Annotated in this window: 1 protein-coding gene; it reads left to right on the top strand. The window is 26.3% G+C overall.

The genetic code is table 4. The features are described 5' to 3' along the window. Positions 1-50: 50 nt before the first annotated feature. Positions 51-1,035: choline/ethanolamine kinase family protein (locus C4B24_RS04800; protein ID WP_131599642.1), on the top strand; the 985-nt coding region annotated here is incomplete at its 3' end.

The following is a 1,035-nucleotide window of genomic DNA, read 5'->3' on the forward strand; positions in this document are numbered from 1 at the left end:
CTGTCTTAAAAAATCTAAATAAAAATACACTTTTTATCGAGGGAGATTCATTGTGAAAGGAAAACATTTTCCCAGAACATTTAGGAAAATCAATTATGTTTGGCGAAAAAGGTAACAAGGATAATGAATGAACTCTTATCAAAAGGGGCAAATATGCCGTTGGCTATGAAATAAATGGCAATGGACCTCTTTGAGGTAATGGTTATGCTTTAACATATGAAGATATAGTTAGTGTTAAGAATTTTTTCAATGCGATAAATCTTCAAGATTATAAAGAATCTTATGCAGAAGAAATTTTTTGAAAAAATAATATGAAATTTGAGATTCAACAAATTTATTCAACAACAAGGATAGAGATTGACACTATAGATGACTTAAGAGCTGTTGAACCACAATACTTAATAGAATCTTTTTCCAATGTTATGCAATGCATAAAAATTGTTCATGATATAGATGAAGATGAGATTAAAAAATTTTCAGCAATCAAAGGTGGTTTAACTAATGATACATATAAATATAGAGTGAAAAATGAGCATTTTGTTATTAGATTCCCCAGAGAAGAAACTAACAAAAATATAGATAGATATAGTGAAAGAATAATATTGGAATCAATTAAGGATTTTAAGATTGGGGCAGAAATACACTACATCAACGATAAGGCTGGAGTATTAATAACAAAATTAATAAAAAATGCCAAATCATTTAAGAAAACTAAAAAAAATATTGAAGAAGTTGCAAGAAAATTAAAAAAAATACACAATTCAAACATAAAAGTTAAAAATAGTATGGAGCCTCTTGAGTTATTTCAAAAATATACTAAAGAAAATAAAATTAACGATTCATTTGTTTTGGAGAAAAAAGAAGAAATACTTAGGTTAATAGAAAAATATTATTCAAACCACTCTGAATTTAATCTTTGTCATAATGACATGATTGAAGGAAATATAATTTGAAACAATAGTGGATTATGATTAATTGATTGAGAATTAGCAAATAATAATGATCCGTATTGAGATATTGCTTCCTTATTTATGG

The sequence above is a fragment of the Mycoplasma marinum genome (assembly GCF_004335975.1).
In the GTDB taxonomy this organism is placed as follows: domain Bacteria; phylum Bacillota_I; class Bacilli_A; order Mycoplasmatales; family Metamycoplasmataceae; genus Mycoplasma_K; species Mycoplasma_K marinum.